This window comes from Streptomyces natalensis ATCC 27448, assembly GCF_000935125.1.
Taxonomy (GTDB): domain Bacteria; phylum Actinomycetota; class Actinomycetes; order Streptomycetales; family Streptomycetaceae; genus Streptomyces; species Streptomyces natalensis.
Window position 1 is genome coordinate 90,205 of the sequence record NZ_JRKI01000009.1, and the last position, 23,226, is coordinate 113,430.

Here is a 23,226-nt window from a genome sequence, read left to right on the forward strand (position 1 = left end):
GGGCCGCGGCACCCCGCCACACCACCGGAGCCGGCATACGCCAGGTACCCGACCCTCAACCTGCTTGGCTGTCGGCTCCGGTCACCCCAACGAGGGCGGCACCTTGTGCGGAGGTGCCGCCCTCGCCCGCATCGCGGCGTGGCCACGTCTCCGCCGAAGCTCAGCCGGCCAGTTCGCGGGCGGCCAGGGCGGTGCCTTCGATGCGGGCGCGGATCTTGGCGAAGGCTGTGTCGCGGGAGGTGGAGGTGTCGTCGGCGAAGGGGGAGAAGCCGCAGTCGTCGCAGGTGCCCAGGCGGTCGACGGGCAGGTGACGGGCGGCGGCCATGACCCGGTCGCGTACCTGCTCGGGTGTCTCGATACGTGGGTCGATCGGGTCGGTTACGCCGATGAACACCCGGGCCTGGCCGGGAAGATGTTCGGCGAGGACGGCGAGGACCTTGTCCGGTTCGGGCTCGCTGGCGAGCTGGATGGAGAAGGCTCCGGCCTTGAGCCGGAGCAGTGCGGGCAGCAGGGCCGTGTAGTCGACGTCCAGGCTGTGGGTGGAGTCCTGATCGCCCCCGGGGCAGGTGTGGATCCCGATCCGGGCCTGTTCGGCAGTGGAGAAACGGTCCAGGACACGGTTGTTGAGGGCGATGAACTGCTCCAGCACGCCCCCGCTCGGGTCGAGCTTCAGCGCGAGGCGGGCTTCGGTGAAGTCGAGCTGGACGCGGTGCGCGCCGGCGTCCAGACAGCCGCGGATGTCGGCCTCGGCCTCGGTGGTGAGGTCGTCGAGGAAGGCTTCGCGGGGGTAGCCGTCGATGCCGTCGGGCGGGTAGAGCAGGCTGAGTGCCGAGGGCGCGATGACGGCCTGTTTCACCGGTACGGTCGCGTGCCGGAGCGCGGCGCGCAGGTAGCGGTCGGCGTGCACGCCGTAGCGCATCGGCCCGGCCGTCAGGCGCGGTAGCTGCCGCTGGTGTCCGTCGGCGAAGGGGATGACGACGCCGTCGGGGGCCAGGTGGTCCAGGCCGGTCAGGGGGTAGGTGGCGAAGCTGGGCTTGGCCTGCTCGCCGTCGGTGACGACCGGGGAGCCGATCTCCTCGAGGCGGCGAATGGTGTCGGCGACCGCGCGGTCCTGGGCGGCGGCGAGTTCCTCGTCGCCGATCCGGCCCGCGGCATGGTCCGCCATGGCGGCGAGCAGCCCGGCGGGCCGGGGGATGCTGCCGATCGGTTCGGTGGGAATCCCGACCTCGGCCCGGCTCATGATCCGATCTCCAGCTGCGCCTTGCCGGTGCTTCCCGTCAGCCCGGAGGAGAGGCACTCGGTCGGCAGCTGACGGGAGAGCGCGGACACGGTCCGCTGTGCCGACCGTCCTTCGCCGCGGCCCTCGACGACCCGGCCCGACAGCCTGGCGATGAGGAGGTCGGCGACGCGGACGCTGGTGCCGCTGGAGTAGGCGATCAACGACCGTTTCCCGTCGGCGTATTTGACGACTTCCTTGAGGTGCGGACCGTCGAGTTGGACGCAGGACGCTGAGGGCGACTCCCCTTCCAGGTAGCCGGTGGCCGGCATCGTCCGGCCGGGCGCGACCGTGCAGTCGTAGCCGGCGTGAGTGCGAACTCGGGTCTTGCGGGGCAGCAGGGTCAGGGGCGGGTCGTACATGCCGGCGCTGGAGCCCGTGCACAGGACGCTCTCTCTGTGCTCGGGCCCGTGGGCCTGGCCGGCTGGAGCCCACACCATCGACGAGCCCACCAGGGGCCGGGAACTCAGCGCCACTGCGGCGCCGTGTTTGCTGAACATCCACCCTCCACGGAATCCGGTCCTCCAACGAGCCGTGACTACCCCGGTCCGCTCCTGCCGCCCCCGGCGCCTTGCGGCACACCACCCGCGCACGACCTGCCCCGCGCGCTGGACGTGCCCCCGCGCCCACCGGATAGGTGCCTTGGCCCTCAAGCCGAGGGGTAGGACAGCCGAACCGGAATACAGCACTCACCCGCGAACTCCCCCCGGCAGAAGGGACCCCCATGAACCAAACAGCCGCGCAGAGGCTCGTCTTCGCCATGCTGGACGCGGACGGAGACGGAATCGTCTCCAGGGACGAATACATGGCGCGCGCCAGGAACGTGGCGCTGGCGACAGGGCGCACGGAGGACGACCCGCTCGTCGTCACCGCACGCACGCTCGGCGAGCGGGCGTGGGCGTCGATGGATGCCGACGGCGACGGAGGGATGACCTTCGACGAGTACGCGGCCTGGGCCGGTGCCGAGGCGTTCGACACCGTCTGCGCACCCGTCCTCGGCGCCCTCTTCGACCTCGCCGACACCGACGCGGACGGTGCCCTCGGCGTGTCCGAGTTCACGGCCCTGCGCACAGCGCTGAACAACCCGGCCACCAACGCCGAAGCGGCGTTCGCGGCCCTGGACACCAATGGTGACGGACGCGTCGGCCGCGACGACTACATCGCGTCGATCCGCGCCCACGTCACCGGCGAAGGCTCTCCCATGGGCACGGCGCTGTACACCAGGCCGCTCTCGTACATCCCGGCGTGATGACCAACGGCATCACTGGATCAAAACTGAGACCGGACAACGACGAGGGCCCCGATCGGAAACCGATCGGGGCCAATCCAACGGGGACTGCCCCGTCCGCTCGCGCATCGCTCACGTAGGGCATCCCGGCCCGGCACCCCGGCTAAACGGGAGGCAGCTCTCCTTCCGGGCGGGCTCTTGGGGCCTGGCCCCGCCCGCGCCGTTGGACTCACCCGGCTCCCGGCTCATCCGAGCAGATCGATCGTGGCGCCGATGCCCAGCCGCTCCGCCCGCCGATACGCCTCCCAGGCCAGCGCGAGATCCTGCCAGGGAAGCCCGACGGGCGCGTAGACGGTCCGGGCGGCGGCCGTCGTACGGCCCGGGTGTGCGCCGCGCAGCACCTCGCCGAGGGTGGCACCGGCGGCGCCGGGCGGCAGATCCGCGGCCGCCAGGGCGCCCATGGCGGCGGCCAGTTGACGGTCGTCGACCACCAGGAGCGCGGCGTCGAGCAGATCCGCGGAGAGTTCCTGCTTGCCGGGTTCATCGGCACCCAGAGTGGTGAGGTGCTGCCCGGGGCGGGTGTCCGAGAGGCCCAGCAGCGGCGTGCGGGACCAGGTCGCCAGCAGCACCACGTCGGCCGCCGCGGCGACCTCGGCCGCCGAGCCCAGCACCCGTCCGCCGTACCGGGTGGCGAACGCGGCGGCGCGGTCGGCATCGGTGTCGTACGCGACCAGGCCCCCGAACCGCCGCAGTCCCCGCAGTCCGCGCACCATCAGCTCGGCCTGCGCCCCCGCGCCGATCACCCCGAGCACCGCGGTGCCCGCCGGATCGGGCGCGGCCAGGACATGGGTGCCCAGCGCGGCGGCCAGCCCGGTCCGCCACGCGGTGATGGTGGCCGAATCCAGCAGCGCGAGCAGCTCCCCGTCCTCGCCGCTGTGCAGACAGATCACCCCGCGCAGCGCGGGCCGGGCGCCCGGGAACTTGGCGTTGACCTTCACGGTGTACGCGGCGACTCCCGGCAGCACACCCGGTATCAGGGCCGTGGCCGTACCGGGGAACGGGAGGTCGCTGCGCACCCGCTGCCCGGCGACCGGCGCCGTGCCGTCGCCGCGGAAGCCCTCGCGCAACGCCGCCGTCGACGAGGCGGGATCGAGGACGGCCAGGAGGTCGCTTCGCGTCAGGATGCGGGTCATAACGGCATGATCCCCCTTCCGGCGCTGGGTGAGCGGGCACCGGGCGGGCAGGCGCGGGGCGCGCGGGCACGGGGCGCGCCGGCACGGGGCGCGCGGGCACGGGGCGCGCGGGCGCGGGGCGCGCGGCGGCCGGCGGCTACCGGGTGAGCGGGGACGGGGCGAGGGCGGCACCTGTGCGGAGGTGCCGCCCTCGCTCTTTCTCCGGGCTCCCCCCTCGGGAGCTGCCGCCACCCCGGTCGGCGCGGGAAGGCGGCTCTTCAACGGGACCGCTGAGCGGCCGGTCATTTGCCCATCACCCCCCACGGGATCGAGCAATCCGTTCCGTTCGCACCGCCGTTGAATTGAGTACAGCATTCCGCCCGCCCGCCCGGTGGCGCGACCCGTTTCAACTCTGGCCAAAAGGGCATGGTGACCGCGCGTGTTGGCGTGCATACTCAGGGCGTACCGGGGGTCAACCAAAGAAACCAAGCTGGGGGTTCGGTGTTACGCGTCCATTTCAGTGGCCTCGATCTGGCCCGGGTGCGCATTGCTGCACGCCCGGACGCGATGTGGGAGACCGTATTGAGCTTTCACCGCCTGCGTGACAGACGCGACGATTCCGCATTCGGCAGATGGCGATCGGAAACGCGGGGAAGGTTGAATGGCGAAACGCGTCTCCTGGCGCCCCTGGTGCCCACCCGGGGCTATTTCCCCGATTTCCTGACGCCCGCCGAAGGGCTCCTGGGCATGGACGAGGCGCTCGCCGCGCTGCGCGACACCCCGGACGTCCGGCTGCACGACGAACTCGCGCGGCTGTCCACCGCCGCCCGTCCGCTCCCGGCATGGATACGCGACATGGCCCAGGGCAGCACCCGCTCGCTCGGCCGCCTCGCCGGCACCCTCCGGAGCTACTACGAGGCCGCCGTCGCCCCGTGCTGGCCGCGCGTCCAGAGCCGTATCGAGGCCGACCGGGCCGCCCGCGGCCGCGCCCTCCTGGACGGCGGCGCCGACCGGCTGCTCGCCTCGCTCCCGCCGATGCTCCGCTGGCGCGCGCCCGTCCTGGAATGCGACTACCCGGTGGACCGCGACCTCCATCTGGGTGGGCGGGGGCTGCTCCTGCTGCCGTCCTACTTCTGTCGCCGCACCCCGGTCACGTTCCACAACCCGGACCTGACGCCCGTTCTGGTCTACCCCGTCGAGCATCAGCTGCCCCGGCTGACCCCGCCCTCCCCGCCCGAGCGCTCCCTGGGCCGCCTCGTCGGCCAGACCCGCTCCGAGATCCTCCAGGGCATCGGCGTCGGCTGCACCACCAGCGAACTCGCCCGCCGTGTCGACATATCGCTGGCCTCCGCCAGCCAGCACGCAACCGTCCTGCGCGACGCGGGCCTTCTGCACACCCTGCGCCAGGGCAACGCCGTCCTGCACACCCTCACACCCCTGGGCGCGGCGCTGCTGCGGGGGGCGCGGCCGGTTGAGGTGTAGGCGGGGCGTGGGGGAGGGGCGCGCCCCCGGGGCGGACGGGAACTCCGCCTGAAATAACGGCAGTTGAGCCGTGAGGTAGAATCTGGCGGATCCGGCCCGGATGATAGTCGGGCACCGCCTGCGTTCAATTTAATCCGTGTCCGGATTTCCGGTGGCAAATAGTTGTAGGTGGCTGCTGTTTCGGCCCACAACGTGTCCCCACCCGCGCTCGGTGCCTCGCGCGGCCGCAACATCGTTCCCCTCGGCGGCCGTTCGCGGAAGGTGACCTCCGTGTGCCATACGTTCTCGAACGCCGCCGCCCGGCAACGGATTCGTCTCCGGCTCTCCCCAATTCCGTGCGAATTCCCGCAGTGGCTCGGAGTTCGGATGCCGTTCTCGTAAGAACAGAGCCTTCCGTTCCACAACCGCCCGGGTTCCACAACCGCCCGGGTTCCCCAACCGCCCTGGTTCCCCCTAGCTCGTCGGACCGCGGCCGTGGGAGGTCCGGCGGGCGGCCGCGGCGGGATGCGGGACCGGGCCCGCCGCCTTGACGGTGCGCAGTACGGGGGACGTCTCCAGGGCGCGGATCGCGTCGAGGGCGCCGAGGCGGTGGGTGAGGTAGCGGTGCAGCGCGGCCGGGTCGGGGCACAGGGCCTGGGCCACCAGATTGGTGGGGCCGGTGGTGGCGGCGACGAACGCGAGCTCGTCGTGCCCGGCCAGGGTGGTCGCGACGTGGTCGAGGTGGGCCGGCGGGACGGCCATCCACAGCATGGCCTGCGTCGTGGCGCCGAACGCCGCGTCGTCGATCTCCACATCGAAGAAGAGCGCGCCGACGGCACGGAGTTCGGCGAGGCGGCGCGCAACAGTGGCCGGCGACCAGCCGGTGGCGGCGGCGAGTTCGGTCTGACCGGCCCGGCCGTCGCGTTCCAGAGCACGCAGCAGGCCGTGGTCGGTGTCGGCCAGGCGCTGCCGGGCCGTCGGGAGAGGGGCGGCCGGGAGAGGGGTGGCCGGGGCATGGGCGGCGGTGTCGGGCCCGTCGGACGGCCGGAGTTGCTGCTGTTGGCGAGGGGTGAGGGCATCGGCCCGCCCGCGCCAGGCGGTGGGGCCGCCGAGGTAGGTGTGGAGCAGGTAGTGGGAGGAGACCGCCGTGATGCCGGAGGTGCGGGGGATGTCGTGCAGCACCAGTGAGTGACCGGCGTCGGTGCCCGTCGGCGTATGGACGACGGCGAGGATCTCGGTGCCGCCGGAAGCGAGCTTGACCCATGAGGTGTCGGCCCGCAGGGACAGGGCGCGGGCGAGATCCTGGGCGGCACGCGGGGTCGCGGTGAGCCGGACCAGCCATTGGGCGCGGTCCGCGCGATGCGGGTCGGGCAGCCCGACGACCCGCAGTCCGGCCTCGGCCCGCAGCCGTCGATAGCGGCGGGCCACCGTCTGGGTCGATACGCCGAGCGCGGCGGCGATCCGGCTGAAGGGTGCCCGGCCGTCGAGGTGCAGGGCGTGCACCAGGCCGCGGTCCAGGTCGTCGAGCATGACGCCACTCAAGCACGGATGCGCAGACGGATGCGGAGAGGGTGGAATCAATCTCGTTCCGCCCGGGGGCCTTTGGAAGAAATCTTCGATCTTCGCGTCCCCGGTGGAACCCGCGCCCGCTGTCTCCGCACCCTCGTCGTGAACGCTCCGGCCGCCCGGACGCCGGTACTCCCCGGCCCGGCACACGTAACCCGGAACACGTAACCCGGCGCACGTACCCGGAACATGTAACGAAGGGACGGACCCATGGACGGACCCATGACGACAGAGGCGCCGCCGACGACACCCCCGCCGACCACGCTCTACCGGTGGCGCTGGGCCGCCCTGGCCACGCTGCTGGTCGCCGAGGCGATGAATCTGCTCGACTGCACCATCACCCCGGTCGCCGCCCCCGTGATCCGCGCCGACCTCGGCGGCCCCGCGTCCGACATCCAGTGGTACGGCGCCGCCTACACGCTGCCGTTCGCGGTGCTGCTGATCACCGGGGGCCGCCTCGGCGACATCGCCGGGCGCACCCGCATCTTCCGTATCGGGGTCGTGGGGTTCCTGCTCGGCTCGCTGGCCTGCGCGCTGGCGCCCTCGGCCGGGACGCTGATCGCGGCGCGGGCCGTCCAGGGCGCCGCGGCGGCCCTGGTGATCCCGCAGACCATCGGCCTGATCCGCGGGATGTTCGACGGTGCCGAACTCGCCCGCGCCATGGGCAGCATCGGCCCGGTCATGGGCCTGGCCGCGGTCAGCGGCCCGGTGCTCGGCGGTGTGCTCACCCACGCCGATCTGCTCGGCTCCTCCTGGCGGGCGGTGTTCCTGGTCAACGTCCCCCTCGGCCTCGGCGTGCTGCTCGCCTCGCCGCTGCTGCGCGAGGACCGCTCCGCGCACCGGCCGCGCCTCGATCTGCCCGGTACGGCGCTGGCGGTCCTCGGCATCGGCCTGACCGTGTTCCCCCTCATCGACGGCGGTACGGCCGAGGGCGGTACGGCCGGGTGGCCGGCGGAGAACTGGGCGGCCCTCGGCGTCGGCGTCACCGTCCTCGTCGCCTTCCCCTGGCATCAGCGCCACCGCTCCCGGCGCGGCCGCAGCGCCCTGGTCGAGGCCGGGCTGTTCCGTCACCGCGGCTTCTTCGCCGCGCTCGCCGCGTCCACGCTCTTCTTCGCCGTCGTCAACGGCCTGACCCTGGTCGTGGTGCTCCAGCTGGAACTCGGCCCGCATATCGACGTCCTGCCCGCCGGGCTGACGCTGCTGCCGTGGTCGGGTGCGATGGCGGTCTCGTCCTGGATCGCGGGCACCCGGCTGGTGCCGCGGTACGGCCCGCGGGTGATGTTCGCCGGGCTGGCGGCGCTGCTGCTCGGTACGGCGGCCGCCCTCGCGGTCTACGCCACCGGCCCGGCGACCTCCTTCCCCTGGCTGCTGCCGCCCGCGCTCGCGGTCTGCGGCCTGGGCCAAGGGCTGTTCGCCGTCCCGTACTTCACCACCGCCCTGCACCGGGTCCGCCCGCACGAAACCGGCTCCGCCGCCGGCCTGCTCAATGCCGTCCAGCAACTCGGCGGCACGCTGGGCGTCGCCTCGCTAGGGACGGTCTTCTTCCGCGGCGCGGCCGTCCACGGGCCGGTGCCGGGGGACGCGGTGCTCAACGGGGCGCGGAACGCCTTCGGGCTGGCCGTCGCCCTCCTCCTCGCGACGGGGGCGGCCGCGGCGTTCATGACCGCTCCGGGCCGTCGAAGAGCGGACGAGGCGACGGAAGGGGCGGAAGCGAAGGGGGCATGTGAAGGGGCGGCATGTGAAGGGGGGCATGTGAACGGGCGGAGCTGAAAGGCCGGGGCTCAGGGGCGCGGCCGCAGGGCGGGGCGCAGCGGGCGGCGGCTCTCAGTCGTCGATACCGCTGCGTTCCACCCCCGCCACGATGTACCGCTGGAGCAGCAGGAAGACGACGATCAGCGGGGCGATCGACACGGCCGCCGCCACGAACAGCTCGTGCAGATTCAGGTTCTGCGCTGTGGTGAACGTCGACAGCGCCACCTGCACCGTCCACGCTTCCTGGTCCTGCCCGATCACCAGCGGCCACAGGAACGCGTTCCAGGCCCCGATGAACACGATCGTCCCGACCGCGGCGAAGACCGGCCGGGCGTTGGGCACGACGATCCGCCAGTACGTCCGCCAGTACCCGAGCCCGTCCACCCGCGCCGCATCTTCCAGCTCTTGCGGAAAACCCAGGAAATATTGCCGGAAGATGAAGCAAGCGAACGCACTGAACAGCGTCGGAATGACCAGCCCGCGCAGCGTGGAGATCCAGCCGAGCGACGACACCAGCACAAAGCTCGGCACAAACGTCACCGCCGCCGGGACCATCAGCGTGCCCAGGATCGCGTAGAAGACGACGTTGGCATGCCGGTACGGGATCCGCGCCAGCCCGTACCCGGCGAGCGAGGCGAGCACCACCGTGCCGACGGTCGTCGAGACCGCGATCACCGCGGAGTTGAACAGGGCCCGCCCCATGGGCAGGCCCGGGTCCTGGAAGACCTCGGCCAGATGCGACCACCGCAGCTCGTGCGGGAAGAACGTCCAGTCGGGCGAGGTGATCTCCCGCTCGGTGGCCAGCCCGTTCCGTACCAGCAGATAGAACGGCACGAGAAACAGCAGGGCGAGGGCGATGAGCACCACCACCCGGATCGCCCGCCCGGCCCGTGCGAGGGCATCGTGGGCATCGTGCACGGCGTTCACTCCTCCTTCCGGCCGAGCCCGAACCAGCGGGCCTGGACAACCGTCGCCACCGCGATGATCAGCGCCAGGATCACCGCGCCCGCACTGCCCAGCCCGAGGTTCTGATCCCGTCCCAGCGCCGTGTAGTAGAGGTAGACCAACGGCGGCCGGGCGTACGGCGGATAGCCGCGGGCATCGCTCAGCAGGTTGTAGAACTCGTCGAACGCCTGGAACGCATTGATCACCAGCAGCAGCACCACCGCCACGGACGTGGCCCGCAACTGCGGGAACGTGATGTGCCGAAAGACCTGCCAGCCGGCCCGCGCCCCGTCGACCGCCGCCGCCTCGTACAACTGCGGTGAAATCCTTTGCAGCCCCGCAAGAAAAAGAATCATGTAGAAACCGGCTTGCAGCCACAGCCGTACGGTGACGATGACCAGCCAGTACCAGGGCGGATGGGTCGTCGACAGCCACGCCGTCTGATCCGCCCCGAACCACCCCAGCACCGTGTTGGCCAGCCCGAACCGCACCCCGTTGAAGATCGACAGCTTCCAGATCACCGCCGCGACGACATACGAGCAGGCAGTGGGCAGGAAGAACACCGAACGGAAGAACGCCCGGGCCAGGCGCAGCCGGTTGACCATCAGCGCGAGCGCGAGCGAGAGCACATAGGTCGCCGGCACGATGAAGGCCGTGAACAGTACAAACGTCCCCAGGCTGCTCAGGAACGCACCATCGCCGAGCATCGCGGTGTAATTGCCCAGTCCCACGAAGTCGTCGCCCGTGGGCGTCACGGTGTTGTGCGCGTCGAAAAAGCTGAGGTAGAGGCTCCACACCAGCGGCACGTACGTGAACAGGCCCAGCCCGATGGCGAACGGCCCGACGAAGACCCAGAACCACAGGTTCCGCCGCTGCGCCCCGAGCGCCCTGGCGACGGGCCCACCGGGCCGGACGTCCGCGGCACTCATGCCCGGGACTTCTTCTTGACCCGCTGCAACTCGGCGTTGACCTTGCGCACCACGCCCTTCAGCTCGGTCTCCGGGTTCGCACCGTCCTTGATGATCCGGCTCAGCGCGTCCTGATAGGCGGTGCGGTCCGCGGTGGTCCACAGCAGCGGTTCGGCATGGCCGTGCTCCGTCGCAAACCGCACCGCATCCGCGGCGGCACCGTGCTGCAACTGTTTGGCGTTCTTTGCAAGCGAGAGCCGCGCCGGGATGTGGAACCCGTAGGACAGCGCAAAGTCTTGCTGAAAGTCAGTCCGCTCCACCCAGAGCCACCGTGCGAAAGCCTTTGCAGCCGCCTTGCGCTTGCTGCGCGCACTGACGGCGGAACCATAGGCGCCCACCGGTACCGCGGGCCTTCCGCCGCTTCCGTCCCGCGGAAACGGCAGCACCCCGAAGTCGTCCCCCAACGCCTTCTTGACCATCGGCAGCGCCCACAGTCCCGACCACTGCATCGCCGTCAGCCCCTGGACGAAGGCGGCCGGATCGGACCAGTCCGTGGGCGCACCCAGCAGCAACGACTTGTCCGCGTACAGCTGCCGGATCTTCCCCAACGCCCGCGCCGCCGCCGGATCGTCGAACCCGGCCCTGCCGTCGTCGCCGATCAGGCTCAGCCCCGCGGCGAACAACGGGGTCCCGGCCAGCACCCCCGCCCCGCCGTCATTCCCCAGGAACAGCCCTTTGGTCTTCTTCGTGGTCAGCGTCCCGGCCGCGTCCACCAACTCGTCCAGCGTCTGCGGCGGTGCCACCCCGCCCGCCTTCAGCAAACTCTTGCGGTAATACAGCAATTGCAGGTCAACGGTTTGCGGAATGCCCCAGATCCGGTCCTGCCAGATCTTGGGCGCCAGTACCGCCTGGTTGAAGTCGTCCTTGACCGGCTCGACTTCGGCGGTCAGATCCACGACCTGTCCACCCTGGATCTGGTCCAGCAACGGCCCGTTGACCTCGAACACATCCGGCCCGGAGTCGGTCAGCAGCGCGGCCGCCGTCTGCCGGTCGTAGTCCCCCGGCCGCCACTGCACGCGGACCTCGGCCTTCTTGTACGCGGCGGCGTACCGCTGCACGGCCTGCTGGGTCCCCGGCTCCCCGTACTGGTGATACCACTGACTGATCTCTGGCCCCGAACCCCCGGCGCCCCGACCCGTGTTGGACCCACAGGCAACGAGCGCCCCGCCGAGCGCGATCCCCCCGGCACCGGCCAGCACGCGCCGTCGGCCCGGTCCATCGCCGACACCCGAACCCGAACCCGAACTCGAACCCGACATGGAAGTCCGCCCCTCGTGGTCATGCGCCTGCCGTCATGCGCCTGTGGTCATGTACCTGTGGTCGTGCGCCTGCGGTCCTGTGCCCGTGGTCGTGGCCCCGCATGATCGTCGATCACATACGCCCGACCACTGTGCCCCACGGGTGTGAAGTACGCATTGCACCTGGACGAATCGGCGCGGGGGACCGGCCCGGGGGACCGGCCCGAGGAATCGGCCTGCGGAGCCCGCGCCTAGGGACCGGCCCCGCTCACGAATCGGGATACGCCACCGCGACCTGCATCCCGCACGCATCGCACCAAAAAGCCCATCCGTTGGCATCCACGGCATGCGAGCCGCACCCCATGCACGGATCGGACACGAAGTTGGCCAGCGTCATCCCCTGACTGGTCCGCCGTGGCGCCGTCTGCCGCTCCAGCGCATAACAGGGAATGCACAGCCCGCCCGCCGTACCGGGAAGCTTCATATTCCGCAGCTCACAGTGCGTACAGCGCATTCTGTTGACGTACTCGGGGGGCAGTGCCCGCAGCCGGTTGCCCTCACGGGGGGTCGTCACGTCCTCGTCCGCCTCCTACGCCGGCACCGTGCCGGTGCCCATGCACCGCGAGCACTGCGTCGTGGTGATGTTGCCGCCCTGTGTCTCCCACTCGACGGCACCGGTTCCCCGGCACTCCTCACACGGCACTTCGGGCGGCATCGTCATACTTCAAGAATTCCACGCCCGGTTACGCCCCGTCAGGGCGTTGTCACTACGGCCTCAACCTCTGTGGGAACGGACAAGGGCGCGAGTTGGACGGTCCGACGACGAGGGCGTGCGCGGCGCGTATGCCGGACGCCGAGGGGGAGTTGGCCTGCCGTGGGGTCATGACGACGGATGCCTGACCCCGTACGGTCAGTCCTCTGCGGGCGGCGACGGACGCCGCCCGCCGCCAGGAGAGAGGGACACATATGCGTCGCACCGTCTTCGCCCTCGGCACCCTCGCCACCGCCGCGGTGTTCGGCCTCGCCGCACCGGGCTCCGCCTACGCGGCCGACGGCTTCCTGATCGTCAACGGCTCCCCGCACTTCCACCCCAGTGGCTGCTACCCGGCCGGCGACGACTCCCCGACCACCGTGGCCAACCGCACCCACGACGCCATCGCCTACATCTTCACGGGACCCCACTGCACGGGTGAGGTCGACTCCACGGTCCGCCCGGGCAGGTTCGCCGAATCCGATGCCGGCGCGAGCGTCTGGATCGACTGACGGGGCGCAATCCCGGGCCGTGTCGGCACAGCGGAGGTCTGCCCGCGGCCGGGACGGTCAGGCGAAGATCACCTCCGCCAGCCAGAAATCGAGGAGCTCCGCGTCCCCCTGGATCTCGTACGACGCGGTGTCGGCCGGGCGACGGCCGTAGACGAGGAGCAGGAGGTCGGTCAGTGGGGCGCTGACCGAGACCGCGGCCGGTCCGGGGGAGCGGCGCCAGGCGAGGCTGTCGCCGGTGAGGTCGACGAACCAGTCGGCGGCGGCTTCGGGCGGGGTGTCGGTGGCGTGGAAGTGGAGGGTGCGGCCGGGGCCGAGGAGGGCGCGGCGCTCGGGGTGGTGGTCGAACATCTCGGGCAGGGAGCCGAGTTCCATCCATTCGTCGAGCGCGTCGAGGGCGACGCGCCGGTCGACGGTGAAGTCCGTGCCGAGGGTCAGTGTGACGTCGGCGCGGTGGATGACCGTTTCGTGGGCCATACGGCGGGCGAAGAAGCGGGTCGTGCCGGAGGGGAGCGGGGTCCAGATCCGGGTGTCGGGGCCGGCGCTGCGGAGGGTGTCGGCGAGCTGCCGGGCGCCCGTGGTGAGCCAGGTGGCCAGCTCGGACGGGGTCTGCGTGGTGTCGCGCGGGAGGGTGCGGAGGGCGGTGTCGGGCGGCGGCTCGGCGGCCCGGGTCCGGACGATCTCCGCTACCCAGCGGTGAGCCTCGCCCAGGTGGTGCAGCAGCTGGGCGAGGTTCCAGTCCGGACAGGAGGGGACGGCGGAGGAGAGGGGGCAGGGGCCGGAGGCCGAGGGCCCGGCGGGCACCGCGGTGGCGGTCAGGGCGGATGCCAGCAGCGTGGTCTGGTGGGTGATTTCGGTGCAGTGGTCGTCATAGCTCAGCGTGAGATTCATGTCTCTCACGGTAAAGGCGACCACTGACAACGGCCGTCATCCCACCCGCGGGGCCACCCCCTCACCCCTCACGCCCCGCCGCCTCCAGCCGAAACCGCAACCGGCAGATGGCCGCATCCGTATGGCGCCGCACCGCGTGGGCGACCACCGCGCCGCGCTGGTTCTGGAGCAGGCGTTGCCAGAGGTGGGCGGGCTCGGCCTCGGGGATCAGGACCGTGATGCGGGTGGCCGATCGATGGGCCGTCAGGGTGCGTACGTAGTCGGCTATGGGGCGGCCGACGGAGCGGGTGCGGGAGGGGAGTTCGAGGAGGTCCACGCCCGGGTTCCACAGTTCCCAGTCGCGGCGCAGGGCATCGGCGGCCGGGCGGTCCTCGGGGTCGTCGTGGGTGACGGTGACCGCGATCACCTCGTCGCCCAGGGACACCGCCGCGTTCAGCGCCTCGGAGGTGAGGAGGGAGAGGTGGGACACGGGGACGACGACGAGGGAGTGGGCGGCGTGCGGGCCCTCGGGGACGCGGCCCAGTCCCAGCCGCTCGCCGATCCGGCCGTAGGCGCGGTGGACGGCCTCGAAGGCCAGGACGAGGAGGGGGAGGGCGAGGGCGATCAGCCAGGCGCCGTCGGCGAATTTGGTGCCGGTGACGATGACGGCCGAGACGCCGGTGAGCACGGCGCCGAAACCGTTGAGGGCGGCCTTGGCGCGCCAGCCGCGGGAGCGCACGCCGTACCAGTGGCGGACCATGCCCACCTGGCAGAGGGTGAAGCCGACGAAGACCCCGATGGCGAAGAGGGGGACAAGGGTGTTGACGTCGCCGCCGGAGAAGACGAGGAGGGCCGCTGCCACGGCGGCGAGGGCGAGGACGCCATGACGGTGCACCTGGCGGTCCGCCTTCAGGCCGAAGACATGGGGGAGGTAGTTGTCGCGGGCGAGCAGGCTCATGAGGACCGGCAGGCCGCCGAAGGAGGTGTTGGCGGCGAGGGCGAGAAGCACCATGGTGGCGAACTGGACGACGTAGAAAGCCCAGTTGTGGCCGAAGGAGGCGTCCGCGAGCTGGGCGAGGACGGTGACGCCCTCGACCGGCTGGAGGTGGAAGCGGCCTATCAGGAGCGACAGGCCGATCAGCATGACGCCCAGGAGGGCGCCGAGGGCGACCTCGGTGCGCTGGGCGCGCTTGCGGGCCGGGGCCCGGAAGGACGGCACCGCGTTGGCGACCGCCTCGACGCCGGTCAGCGCGGAGCAGCCGGAGGCGAACGCCTTCAGGAGGAGCAGGGCGCCGACGCCGGTGGCGTTGTGGGCCAGGACGGAGGCGTGCCCGTCGGCGGTGACGGTGGAGGCCGGGGCGTCTCGGAAGAGGCCGACGACGACCATCGCGAGGATGGCGGCGATGAACACCGCGGTGGGGAGGAGGAACGCCTTTGCCGAGTCGACGATGCCGCGCAGGTTGATGGCGGTGATGAGGACCAGAACGGCGAGGCAGACCCAGAGGCGGTCGCCGTAGAGGGCGGGAAAGGCGGAGGTGAGCGCCGCCACGCCCGCCGTCACCGAGACGGCGACGTTCAGCACGTAGTCCAGGATCAGCGAGGCGGCGGCCACCAGGGCGGTGCGATGGCCCAGATGGGCCTTGGCGACCGCGTACGAACCGCCCCCGTTGGGGAAGGCGGCGATCACCTGGCGGTACGAGGCGACCAGTACGGCGAGCAGGGCGGCGATGGCCAGGGTGACGGGCAGCGTGAAGCCGAGCCCGTACGCGCCGGCCGCGGCCAGGACCAGGACGATCGACTCCGGTCCGTAGGCGACGGAGGCCATGGCGTCGAGGGAGAGGGCGGCCAGGCCCTGGAGGGCGGTGAGCCGGTGGCGGTCGCCCGCCGCGTCTGCGGTGGGGCGCGCCGGGGTATCCGGAGGCTCCTCGGTATCCGGGAGTTCCTCGGGCCGGCTGCCGGACTGGGACACCGTCGACATGGTTCTTCGTACCTCCGTGCGGTACTGGGTGGGACCCGCCCAGCGTCGGGGGCGTTCCGGGCGTGTTCCGCCGCCACTAGCGTCCCCTTGGCGGGGGAGGGGGCGATCCTCACGGTTTTTTGACGCGCGGGACGCCGACGAACGGGAGGCCGACGAGATGCCGTCGTCAACGCCGTGTCATGATTCCGCGGCGTCGTATCAGCGCACCGTCAACGTCTCGGCCCCTGGTCACGGGGGCCGGAACCCGCCGTCCTAGCGTCATCGCCATGCGACAGCGACACGGCCACGGGCCGGACTCGGTACGGGTGGCGAAGCGGCCCGCGATGCGGTCGGCGACACCGCCGCTGCGCGCCGGCGACGGCGGATCGCCCGCCCACGACCGGACCTGGGCGTCCGATCTGCGCGCCGCGCTGTGGTGTGCGGCCGCGCTGCTGGCCCTGATCCTGCTCGTCGACTTCGGCAAGGGGACGCTCACACCGCTGCGCCTGCTGTACTGGACGGCCGTCGCGCTGGTGTTCCCGGCGCTGCTCTGCCCGCCCCGGGTCACGGCCTCCGGGCACCGGCTGGTGTCCCGCGGCCTTCTGCGCACCCGGACGGTACGCACCGATCTGCTGGTCCGCGCCGTGTGCCACGACACCATGGCGCCGCGTCTGCTGCTCCACGACGCCCTCGGCGGCCGGGTCGAACTCGACCTCAAGGTCCTGACCGCGAACCCGCTCCTGTGGCACCACGTCGACCAGGGCGTACGCCGCTCCCGCGCCCGCGGGCTGCTCCGCGGCGGCGCGGCCTCGCTCCGGGCGCTGGCGGACCGGATCGACGGGGCGGGGGCGCGGGCGGTGTTCGAGGCGTCGGGGATGGACGTGCAGGGGCCGGGGCCGGGGCCGGGCACCGACAGGCCGTAGACCGAAGCCGTCAGCCGTCAGCCGTCAGCCGTCAGCCGTCAGCTGTCAGCCGCGGGCCAGGCCCCGGACCGGCCCCGGACCAGGCCCCGGACCGGCCCCGGACCAGGCCCCGGACCGGTCCGCCGGCCCCCGATCAGGCCGCAGCCGCCGGCGAGAAGTCGAACCGCACCCCGGTGAACTCCTCCGAAGCGGTCCACAGCCGCTCCCCCGCCGCGTCCTTCTTCGTCCACGGTGCGCGGAAGCACGGGGCCGGGGCACCCCGCAGTCCGCTCCGCGGGCCGACGAAGGAATCCGGGCGCATATGGGGCGCGGTGGCGGCGCAGAGGGTGCCGAGGGCGCCGCCGTCGGGGGACTGGCCGATCAGGCGGTTGCCGATGGCGATGGCGCGTTCGGCGGAGGTGCGGCCCTCCATACGGGCGCCCGCGGCCTGGAGGTTGGTGGCGGCGTAGCCCGGGTGCGCGGCGGCCGCGACGACCTGCGAGCCGGCCGCGGCCAGGCGGCGGGACAGCTCGTGGGTGAAGAGGAGATTGGCGCTCTTGGAGCGGGCGTAGGCGATCCAACGGCGGTAGGAGCGCTCGCTGTTGAGGTCGTCGAGGTCGATGTCGGACAGGGCGTGCAGCATGCTGGAGACGGTGACCACCCGGGCGCCCGGGGTGGCGAGCAGCTTGGGCAGCAGCAGGCCGGTCAGCGCGAAATGACCGAGGTGGTTGGTGCCGAACTGCATCTCGAAGCCGTCCGCGGTGGTGCGGTACGGCAGCGCCATCACGCCCGCGTTGTTGATGAGCAGGTCGAGACGGTCGCCGTCGAAGGTGTCCAGACCGGCCGCGAAGTCCCGCACGGAGGACAGATCGGCCAGGTCGAGCGGCCGGAACTCGACCTCGGCGGTGGGAACTTCGCTGCGCAGCCGGTCCAGCGCCGCACCGCCGCGCGCCTCATTGCGGCAGGCCAGCACCACGCGGGCGCCACAGCGTGCCAGTTCGCGCGCCGTGACATAGCCGAGGCCGCTGTTGGCACCCGTGACGACCACGGAACGGCCGGTCTGGTCGGGGATATGGCTGGTGTTCCACCGGGTCACGCCGTACTCCTCGGTAGGGGATCACCAGCGTACGCCCAGGGGTGGCGGCTCCCGGGTCAGCTCCCCTCGGCCAGCCGCTTGATGGCCGCAAGACGGGAGTCCCAGTCGGCCGCGACCCGGTCCATCCACCGGGCGGTGTCCTCCAGCCGTTCGGGTATGACCCGGTAGCGGGATTCGCGGCCCGCCCGGTGGCCGGCGACCAGGCCCGCCCGGTCGAGGATGCCCAGGTGTTTGACGATGGCCTGGCGGCTGACCGGCAACTCCGCTGCCAGCGCCGTGGCGGTCGCCTCGCCGCGGTCGGCGAGGGCGTCGAGTATCCGGCGGCGGGTCGGGTCCGCCAGTGCGGACAGCACCTCCGCCACGGCGTCGGCGGGTGCGTCGGGCCGCTGCGTCATACGGTGAGCCGCTCCGCGTACTGCCGGATGTTCTTGACCTGCGCGGACCAGCCCTCGGAGTGGCTCTCGTAGGAGGCGGTCTTCCTGCGCTCCTCGGGGATGTCGAGGCGTGCGAAGCCGGATTCCGCCACGCGCAGGCGGGTGCCGTCGCCCTCCGGGGTGAGGGTGAACTCGACGAGGGTGGAGTTGTGCTCGGTCGCCACGTCGCCGGGGTGTGCGCTGGCCCAGCGGTACGAGAAGAAGCGCGGCGGTTCGACCGTGACGATCACCGTCGGGAACTGGCCGTACTCGCCGTGGTCCAGGTGCATGATGCCGCCCGGCCGCAGATCGACCGGCGTGGGCTCGCCCTGGCCGAACCACGAGCCGACGTGTGCGGGCTCGGTCAGCACCGCCCAGACGCGCTCCACGGGCGCGGCGATGCTGATCTCGCGTTCGATGCGGTCCTTGGTGTCCGACGTGTTCTTGGTGTCGGTGGAGTCGGTGGTGTCCTGAGGATCGGTGGTCATGAGGGGCCTCCCGCCGGTTCACGCGTGCGATGCAGTGCCGGATGCACTGCTCCACGCACTGCTCCACGCACTGCTCCATCTGCTACCCGATGGTTGCACGTGTCGACGGGAGGCGCAACCAAACGGTTGCGAAAGACCGGATCAGGACCAGGATCAGGCGCCGCCCCGGGTCCGTACCGAATAGGTCGGTACGGACACCGACGGATCGTCCAGGCACTCCCCGTTGGCGAGGTCGAAACGCTGCTTGAGCAGCGGCGATGCCACGTAGGGGCGGCCCGTGGCGGTGCCGGTCAGGCCGCGCGAGAGGACCTGGGCGCCGGTGAAGGGGTCGCGGTTGCCGATGGCGTAGGCGCGGCCCGCGCGGTCGGTGAACAGGGCGGCCTGGGTGCCGTCCGGCAGGAGGGCGGCCACGCCGCGCCCGGGGGACAGGCGGTCCAGGGTGCACACGGGGAGCCAGCCGTCGGGGCCGAGGATCTCCACGGTGGGGCTGTCGGCCGCGGCCGTCGTGGCGGCCTCGGTGGCGGTGGGGGTCGCGGTGGCGGTGGTCATCGGGCGGAGGTCCCTTCCAGGGGGCGGACGGATTCGAGGGTGCGCACCGGCAGGGTCGGGCCCGCCAGCAGCGTCAGGTCCGGCTTGATCTGGTCGCGCTCCGGGGTGAAGCGGACGGAGGGGTCCGGGGCTTCGGGCGCGTTGACGAAGGAGACGAAGCGGGCCAGGCGCTCGGGGTCGTTGAGGGTCTCGGCCCATTCGTCGCGGTAGTGGTGGACGTGCGCGGCCATCAGGGCCTCGAGTTCGTCGCACAGGCCCAGGGAGTCGTGGACGACGACGTCCCGGACGTGGTCGAGGCCGCCGTCGATGCGTTCCAGCCAGGCGGAGGTGCGCTCCAGGCGGTCCGCGGTGCGGATGTAGAACATCAGGAAGCGGTCGATCAGGCGGATCAGTTCGGCGTGGGACAGATCCTGGGCCAGCAGGTCCGCATGGCGCGGGTCGGCGCCGCCGTTGCCGCCGACGTAGAGGTTCCAGCCGTTCGACGTGGCGATGACGCCGAAGTCCTTGCCGCGTGCCTCCGCGCACTCCCGGGCGCAGCCGGAGACCGCGGACTTGAGCTTGTGCGGGGAGCGCAGCCCCCGGTAGCGCAGCTCCAGTTGGATGGCCATACGGACCGAGTCCTGGACGCCGTAGCGGCACCAGGTCTGGCCGACGCAGGACTTGACGGTGCGCAGCGCCTTGCCGTACGCGTGCCCGGACTCGAAGCCGGCGTCCACCAACCGGGACCAGATCAGCGGGAGCTGGTCGACGCGGGCGCCGAACAGGTCGATCCGCTGACCGCCGGTGATCTTGGTGTAGAGGCCGAAGTCACGGGCCACCTCACCGATCACGATCAGCTTCTCGGGGGTGATCTCGCCGCCCGGGATGCGCGGGACGACCGAATACGAGCCATTGCGCTGGAGGTTGGCCAGGAAGTGGTCGTTGGTGTCCTGGAGGGCGGCCTGTTCGCCGTCCAGGATGTAGCCGTCGGCGCCGACGGACGGGGCGAGCGAGGCGATGATCGAGCCGACGGCGGGCTTGCAGATCTCGCAGCCGTCGCCGTCGCGCGCCTCCGGGCGGCCGTGCGAGGCCAGCAGCTCCTCGTAGGAGGCCAGCCGCAGCGTCCGGACGACCTCGTACAGCTCGGCGCGGGTGTGCGGGAAGCAGCCGCACAGGCCCTTGTCGACGATGACGCCGCTCGCCTCCAGCTCGTCGTTGACCAGGGAGGTCAGCGCCTTGACGCAGGAGCCGCAGCCGGTACCGGCCTTGGTGCACTTCTTGACCTCGGGCACGGTGGTGCAGGAGTGCTCGGTGACCGCGCCGCGGATGGTGCCCTTGGTGACGTTGTGGCAGTTGCAGATCACCGCGTCGTCGGGGAGGGCGGACGGGCCGAGGGCGACCGGGGCACCGGCGCCCGCCGGGAGGACCAGCTGCTCGGGCGAGACGGGCGGTACGGAGCCGGTCAGCGGGCGCAGCATGCCGTACGCCTCGGCGTCGCCGACCAGGACGCCGCCCAGCAGCGTGCCGTCCGCGCCCACCACCAGCTTCTTGTAGACCCCGGCGCGCGAATCGCAGTAGACGACGTCCAGGGCGCCCTCACTGGCCCCGTGCGCATCGCCGAAGGACGCCACGTCCACGCCCAGCAGCTTGAGCTTGGTGGAGGTGTCCGCGCCGGTGAAGCCGTCGGTGTCCTGCTCGGCGATGGCGGCGGCCGCCGTGTCGGCCATCTCGTAACCCGGCGCCACCAGGCCGTACACCCGGCCGTCGCAGGCCAGCGCGCATTCGCCGATCGCGTAGACCGCGGTGTCGCCGGGGGTACGACAGGTCGCGTCGACGACGATGCCGCCGCGCTCGCCGACCTCCAGGCCGCAGTCGCGGGCCAGCTGGTCACGGGGGCGGACGCCCGCGGAGAAGATCACCATGTCGGTGTCCAGGCGCGAACCGTCCGACAGCTCCATACCGGTCACCGCGCCGTCCTCGCCCGCGGTGATCTCCTTGCCGCCGACACCGGTGTGCACGGTGACGCCCATGTCCTCGATGGTGCGCCGCAGCGCCGCGCCGCCCCCGTCGTCCACCTGCACCGGCATCAGCCGCGGCGCGAACTCCACCACATGCGTCCGGAGCCCCAGGCCCGTGAGCGCACCGGCCGCCTCCAGGCCCAGCAGCCCGCCGCCGACGACCGCCCCAGTGGTGACGTTCTTGGCGTACTCCTCGATCGCCAGCAGGTCCTCGATGGTGCGGTAGACGAAGCAGCCGGTGCTGTCCTTGCCGGGGACGGGCGGGACGAAGGGGTAGGAGCCGGTGGCCAGTACGAGGGTGTCGTAGCCGACGGTGAGACCCGAGCGGGCGGTGACCGTACGGGCCGCGCGGTCGATGGTCTCGGCCGGGTCGCCCAGGTGCAGCTCTATGCCGTGCCGGTCCATGAAGTCCCGCTCGACCAGGGACAGTTCCTCGGCCGAACGGCCGGAGAAGTACGAGGTGAGCTGGACCCGGTCATACGCCGGGCGGGGCTCCTCGCACAGGACGACCACCCGCGAGGTCTCGGTCACGCCGCGTTCGGCGAGGGCTTCGAGGAAGCGCTGGCCGACCATGCCGTGCCCGATCAGGACGATCGTGGGGCGGTCGGTGCGGGCACTGGTGGGGCTGGCGGCTGCGGCCATGATCAGAAGCCTCCGTCGGTGGTGAGCAGATGAAGCAGGGGGGCGGTGGGGAGCGGTTCGTCGCCTTCCCAGGTACGGGCGAGCGCGCCGACAGTGCCGAGATCGCCGAGGAGGATGCCGCCGACCAGCCGGTCCCCGCGGACGACGACCTTGCGGTACGCGCTGCGGGTGGCGTCGGAGAGGCGGACCACATCGTCCCCGGGGAGGGGGACGGTCTCGCCGAAGGCGGCCAGGTCGAAGGGGGCCGGCACGGCGGGGGCCGGGCCGGCGGGCGCCGGGTGGGCGGTGAGGGTCAGCCGGGTCAGCGCCCGGGTCCCGGTGTACGGGGCCGGGTCGGGCACCGGACCGGCCGGAGCACCGGTCAGCACGCGGGCCAGCGCATCGGCCTGTTCCTGGGCCGCGCCCGCCAGGCCGTAGACCGTGCCGTGGTGTTCGGCGCAGTCGCCGATGGCGAAGATGTGCGGGTCGTCGGTGCGCAGGGAGTCGTCGACGCGGATGCCCTGGCCGACGTCCAGACCCGCCGCGCGGGCGAGCCCGGTGCGCGGCCGGACGCCGCAGGCCAGGACGACCACGTCGGCGTCCAGGCGGTAGCCGTCGGCGAGTTCGACGGCGCGCGCCGCCCCGTCGGCGGTTTCCAGGCCCCGTACCCGGCACTGGGTGTGCACCTCGATACCGAGGGCGGTCAGATGCGCCGCGAGCAGCGCTCCGGCGTCCGGGTCGAGATGGCGTTCCATGAGGTGCTCGCCCTGGTGCGCCAGGACGACCTGGGCGCCGCGCCCGGCCAGCGCGCGGGCCGCCGAGACGCCGAGCAGCCCGCCGCCGATCACCACCGCCGGGGTGCCGGGGCGCGCCGTGGCGGCCAGCGCGCGGCAGTCGTCCAGCGTGCGGAAGGGGTGCACACCGTCCGGGAGGTCGCTTCCCCCGGGGGTGAGCAGACCGCGCAGCGGCGGCAGCACGGGGTTGGCCCCGGTGGCCAGCACCAGCGCGTCATACGGGACGTACGCCCCGTCGTCGCACCACACACGCCGCGCGGCCCGGTCGATACGCACCGCCCGCACCCCGCCGCGCCAGTCGACCTCGTCGCCGGGCGTGGGCAGCGCGATGACCTCCGGCGCATACCGGCCGGCCAGGACCTCGGCCAGCAGCACACGGTTGTAGGGGGGATCCGGCTCCTCGCCGATGACGGTGACGCCGACGGAGGCAGGAGCAGAAGCAGAAGCAGAGGCGCTGACGGAGGCGGGGGCGGGCGCGGCGGCGCCGACGGCGGCCGCGCCCGGTCCCGTACCTGCCGTCAGCTGGCGGGCGAGCCGGGCGCCGGCCATCCCGCCGCCGATCACCACCACACGCGTACTCGAGGTCATGCCCGTCAGCCTGCGGCCCGGCTGTTACCCGCCCGCATCTCCTCTGTTTCCCCGGCGGAACGCTGCCCTCAGTGGCGGGGCGGAC

21 protein-coding genes and 1 pseudogene are annotated in these 23,226 nt (G+C 72.1%); 5 read left to right on the top strand and 17 right to left on the bottom strand.

What is annotated here, in order from left to right; genetic code table 11:
- Positions 1-160 precede the first annotated feature (160 nt).
- Together SNA_RS07080 and SNA_RS07085 are read right to left on the bottom strand one after the other, a co-directional pair.
- A complete protein-coding gene (locus SNA_RS07080; RefSeq protein ID WP_044363860.1) occupies positions 161-1,240 on the bottom strand; it encodes a cobalamin-independent methionine synthase II family protein in 1,080 nt (359 codons plus the stop codon).
- Complete coding sequence (locus SNA_RS07085; RefSeq protein ID WP_030068767.1) at positions 1,237-1,776, bottom strand: hypothetical protein; 540 nt, start codon at positions 1,774-1,776, stop codon at positions 1,237-1,239. The genes SNA_RS07080 and SNA_RS07085 overlap by 4 nt, the downstream gene beginning before the upstream one ends.
- A 224-nt stretch (positions 1,777-2,000) precedes the next feature.
- Here SNA_RS07085 and SNA_RS07090 point away from each other — a divergent pair, with 224 nt between their 5' ends.
- Positions 2,001-2,525 (top strand): EF-hand domain-containing protein, encoded by a 525-nt coding sequence (locus SNA_RS07090; protein ID WP_030068768.1) that lies wholly within the window; start codon positions 2,001-2,003, stop codon positions 2,523-2,525.
- A gap of 224 nt (positions 2,526-2,749) precedes the next feature.
- On the opposite strand, the gene SNA_RS07095 is transcribed toward SNA_RS07090, so the two are convergent.
- Positions 2,750-3,697 (bottom strand): ornithine cyclodeaminase family protein, encoded by a 948-nt coding sequence (locus SNA_RS07095; RefSeq protein WP_044363862.1) that lies wholly within the window; start codon positions 3,695-3,697, stop codon positions 2,750-2,752.
- Between the two features lie 636 nt (positions 3,698-4,333).
- Here SNA_RS07095 and SNA_RS07100 point away from each other — a divergent pair.
- On the top strand, positions 4,334-5,158 hold the full coding sequence (locus SNA_RS07100; protein WP_044363864.1) for an ArsR/SmtB family transcription factor: 825 nt from the start codon (positions 4,334-4,336) through the stop codon (positions 5,156-5,158).
- Positions 5,159-5,346: 188 nt separating this feature from the next.
- Here the strand turns inward: SNA_RS07100 and SNA_RS44955 are convergent.
- Positions 5,347-5,577: pseudogene (locus SNA_RS44955) on the bottom strand (TauD/TfdA family dioxygenase); the annotation flags it as partial.
- Positions 5,578-5,611: 34 nt separating this feature from the next.
- A complete protein-coding gene (locus SNA_RS07105) occupies positions 5,612-6,667 on the bottom strand; it encodes an Lrp/AsnC family transcriptional regulator (protein WP_044363866.1) in 1,056 nt (351 codons plus the stop codon).
- Between the two features lie 258 nt (positions 6,668-6,925).
- Here SNA_RS07105 and SNA_RS07110 point away from each other — a divergent pair, with 258 nt between their 5' ends.
- Positions 6,926-8,473: an MFS transporter gene (locus SNA_RS07110; RefSeq protein WP_044364031.1), complete on the top strand. Its 1,548-nt coding sequence runs from the start codon at positions 6,926-6,928 to the stop codon at positions 8,471-8,473.
- A gap of 54 nt (positions 8,474-8,527) precedes the next feature.
- Here SNA_RS07110 and SNA_RS07115 read toward each other — a convergent pair whose 3' ends face one another.
- The 4 genes from SNA_RS07115 to SNA_RS39225 all read right to left on the bottom strand — a co-directional run bounded on the left by SNA_RS07115 (position 8,528) and on the right by SNA_RS39225 (position 12,180).
- A complete protein-coding gene (locus tag SNA_RS07115; RefSeq protein ID WP_030068776.1) occupies positions 8,528-9,373 on the bottom strand; it encodes a carbohydrate ABC transporter permease in 846 nt (281 codons plus the stop codon).
- Between the two features lie 5 nt (positions 9,374-9,378).
- Positions 9,379-10,329, bottom strand: coding sequence for a carbohydrate ABC transporter permease (locus SNA_RS07120; RefSeq protein ID WP_030068777.1), 951 nt, complete (start codon positions 10,327-10,329; stop codon positions 9,379-9,381).
- Positions 10,326-11,627 carry an ABC transporter substrate-binding protein gene (locus SNA_RS07125; protein WP_078969739.1) on the bottom strand — a complete coding sequence of 434 codons (1,302 nt, stop codon included), beginning with the start codon at positions 11,625-11,627 and terminating at the stop codon, positions 10,326-10,328. The genes SNA_RS07120 and SNA_RS07125 overlap by 4 nt, the downstream gene beginning before the upstream one ends.
- Before the next feature lie 247 nt (positions 11,628-11,874).
- Positions 11,875-12,180: a hypothetical protein gene (locus tag SNA_RS39225; RefSeq protein WP_241779566.1), complete on the bottom strand. Its 306-nt coding sequence runs from the start codon at positions 12,178-12,180 to the stop codon at positions 11,875-11,877.
- Between the two features lie 392 nt (positions 12,181-12,572).
- Here SNA_RS39225 and SNA_RS07130 point away from each other — a divergent pair, with 392 nt between their 5' ends.
- Complete coding sequence (locus SNA_RS07130; protein ID WP_051877441.1) at positions 12,573-12,869, top strand: hypothetical protein; 297 nt, start codon at positions 12,573-12,575, stop codon at positions 12,867-12,869.
- A 57-nt stretch (positions 12,870-12,926) separates the two neighbouring features.
- On the opposite strand, the gene SNA_RS07135 is transcribed toward SNA_RS07130, so the two are convergent.
- On the bottom strand, positions 12,927-13,757 hold the full coding sequence (locus SNA_RS07135; RefSeq protein WP_030068780.1) for a maleylpyruvate isomerase family mycothiol-dependent enzyme: 831 nt from the start codon (positions 13,755-13,757) through the stop codon (positions 12,927-12,929).
- A gap of 61 nt (positions 13,758-13,818) precedes the next feature.
- On the bottom strand, positions 13,819-15,714 hold the full coding sequence (locus tag SNA_RS07140; RefSeq protein WP_030068781.1) for an APC family permease: 1,896 nt from the start codon (positions 15,712-15,714) through the stop codon (positions 13,819-13,821).
- A gap of 266 nt (positions 15,715-15,980) precedes the next feature.
- On the opposite strand from SNA_RS07140, the gene SNA_RS07145 reads away from it, so the two are divergent.
- Complete coding sequence (locus tag SNA_RS07145) at positions 15,981-16,616, top strand: hypothetical protein (RefSeq protein WP_241779567.1); 636 nt, start codon at positions 15,981-15,983, stop codon at positions 16,614-16,616.
- Between the two features lie 133 nt (positions 16,617-16,749).
- On the opposite strand, the gene SNA_RS07150 is transcribed toward SNA_RS07145, so the two are convergent.
- The 6 genes from SNA_RS07150 to SNA_RS07175 all read right to left on the bottom strand — a co-directional run bounded on the left by SNA_RS07150 (position 16,750) and on the right by SNA_RS07175 (position 23,141).
- Positions 16,750-17,691 carry an oxidoreductase gene (locus SNA_RS07150; RefSeq protein ID WP_030068783.1) on the bottom strand — a complete coding sequence of 314 codons (942 nt, stop codon included), beginning with the start codon at positions 17,689-17,691 and terminating at the stop codon, positions 16,750-16,752.
- Positions 17,692-17,747: 56 nt separating this feature from the next.
- The gene (locus tag SNA_RS07155) at positions 17,748-18,086 is read right to left on the bottom strand and encodes an ArsR/SmtB family transcription factor (protein WP_030068784.1); all 339 of its coding nucleotides are present in this window, start codon (positions 18,084-18,086) and stop codon (positions 17,748-17,750) included.
- Positions 18,083-18,592 carry an SRPBCC family protein gene (locus SNA_RS07160; RefSeq protein WP_044363868.1) on the bottom strand — a complete coding sequence of 170 codons (510 nt, stop codon included), beginning with the start codon at positions 18,590-18,592 and terminating at the stop codon, positions 18,083-18,085. Before SNA_RS07160 ends, SNA_RS07155 begins: the two co-directional genes overlap by 4 nt.
- Positions 18,593-18,745: 153 nt before the next feature.
- On the bottom strand, positions 18,746-19,141 hold the full coding sequence (gene nirD, locus SNA_RS07165) for a nitrite reductase small subunit NirD (RefSeq protein ID WP_037792233.1): 396 nt from the start codon (positions 19,139-19,141) through the stop codon (positions 18,746-18,748).
- Positions 19,138-21,780, bottom strand: a complete 2,643-nt coding sequence (gene nirB, locus SNA_RS07170; protein ID WP_044363870.1) for a nitrite reductase large subunit NirB — start codon at positions 21,778-21,780, stop codon at positions 19,138-19,140. Before nirB ends, nirD begins: the two co-directional genes overlap by 4 nt.
- A gap of 2 nt (positions 21,781-21,782) precedes the next feature.
- A complete protein-coding gene (locus SNA_RS07175) occupies positions 21,783-23,141 on the bottom strand; it encodes an NAD(P)/FAD-dependent oxidoreductase (RefSeq protein ID WP_044363872.1) in 1,359 nt (452 codons plus the stop codon).
- Between the last annotated feature and the right edge of the window lie 85 nt (positions 23,142-23,226).

Excerpts from the sequence above, each read along its gene's own strand:
- SNA_RS07080 (WP_044363860.1), bottom strand. The coding sequence starts at position 1,240 with ATGAGCCGGGCCGAGGTCGGGATTCCCACCGAACCGATCGGCAGCATC.
- SNA_RS07085 (WP_030068767.1), bottom strand. The coding sequence starts at position 1,776 with ATGTTCAGCAAACACGGCGCCGCAGTGGCGCTGAGTTCCCGGCCCCTG.
- SNA_RS07090 (WP_030068768.1), top strand. The coding sequence starts at position 2,001 with ATGAACCAAACAGCCGCGCAGAGGCTCGTCTTCGCCATGCTGGACGCG.
- SNA_RS07095 (WP_044363862.1), bottom strand. The coding sequence starts at position 3,697 with ATGACCCGCATCCTGACGCGAAGCGACCTCCTGGCCGTCCTCGATCCC.
- SNA_RS07105 (WP_044363866.1), bottom strand. The coding sequence starts at position 6,667 with ATGCTCGACGACCTGGACCGCGGCCTGGTGCACGCCCTGCACCTCGAC.
- SNA_RS07110 (WP_044364031.1), top strand. The coding sequence starts at position 6,926 with ATGACGACAGAGGCGCCGCCGACGACACCCCCGCCGACCACGCTCTAC.
- SNA_RS07120 (WP_030068777.1), bottom strand. The coding sequence starts at position 10,329 with ATGAGTGCCGCGGACGTCCGGCCCGGTGGGCCCGTCGCCAGGGCGCTC.
- SNA_RS07125 (WP_078969739.1), bottom strand. The coding sequence starts at position 11,627 with ATGTCGGGTTCGAGTTCGGGTTCGGGTTCGGGTGTCGGCGATGGACCG.
- SNA_RS07130 (WP_051877441.1), top strand. The coding sequence starts at position 12,573 with ATGCGTCGCACCGTCTTCGCCCTCGGCACCCTCGCCACCGCCGCGGTG.
- SNA_RS07135 (WP_030068780.1), bottom strand. The coding sequence starts at position 13,757 with ATGAATCTCACGCTGAGCTATGACGACCACTGCACCGAAATCACCCAC.
- SNA_RS07140 (WP_030068781.1), bottom strand. The coding sequence starts at position 15,714 with ATGTCGACGGTGTCCCAGTCCGGCAGCCGGCCCGAGGAACTCCCGGAT.
- SNA_RS07145 (WP_241779567.1), top strand. The coding sequence starts at position 15,981 with ATGCGACAGCGACACGGCCACGGGCCGGACTCGGTACGGGTGGCGAAG.
- SNA_RS07155 (WP_030068784.1), bottom strand. The coding sequence starts at position 18,086 with ATGACGCAGCGGCCCGACGCACCCGCCGACGCCGTGGCGGAGGTGCTG.
- SNA_RS07160 (WP_044363868.1), bottom strand. The coding sequence starts at position 18,592 with ATGACCACCGATCCTCAGGACACCACCGACTCCACCGACACCAAGAAC.
- nirD (WP_037792233.1), bottom strand. The coding sequence starts at position 19,141 with ATGACCACCGCCACCGCGACCCCCACCGCCACCGAGGCCGCCACGACG.
- nirB (WP_044363870.1), bottom strand. The coding sequence starts at position 21,780 with ATGGCCGCAGCCGCCAGCCCCACCAGTGCCCGCACCGACCGCCCCACG.
- SNA_RS07175 (WP_044363872.1), bottom strand. The coding sequence starts at position 23,141 with ATGACCTCGAGTACGCGTGTGGTGGTGATCGGCGGCGGGATGGCCGGC.